Origin of the sequence: Marinobacter sp. UBA2498 (assembly GCF_002341575.1) — a bacterium.
Classification (GTDB): Bacteria; Pseudomonadota; Gammaproteobacteria; order Pseudomonadales; family Oleiphilaceae; genus Marinobacter; species Marinobacter manganoxydans.
In genome coordinates this window covers 34,656-34,881 of sequence record NZ_DDOI01000045.1, presented here as the reverse complement: position 1 = coordinate 34,881, position 226 = coordinate 34,656, and the positions used below count along the sequence as shown (strand labels likewise).

Annotated in this window: 1 pseudogene; it reads right to left on the bottom strand. The window is 58.0% G+C overall.

The features are described 5' to 3' along the window. Positions 1-226 (bottom strand): annotated as a pseudogene (locus tag B2W52_RS05170) (hypothetical protein); the annotation flags it as partial.

Genomic DNA, 226 nt, shown 5'->3' with positions numbered 1-226 from the left:
CCCCAGGCATCGTCGGTGCCGTTGTTGGAGAGTGCGCCCGGGTCTGGAGAGAATGGCGCGAAGCTCTGCAGGCCTTCAGCTTCAAAACGCTGATAGGCAATGACTGGTGAAATGCCGAAGGCCTGGTTGTCGGAGAACTCCCAGGACCAGGTCGGGGCAATAAATAGCTGCTCAAGGTTTACACCGGTGCGGCTGCTTTTGTAAGTGCCCGGCTGCAATGAGAACG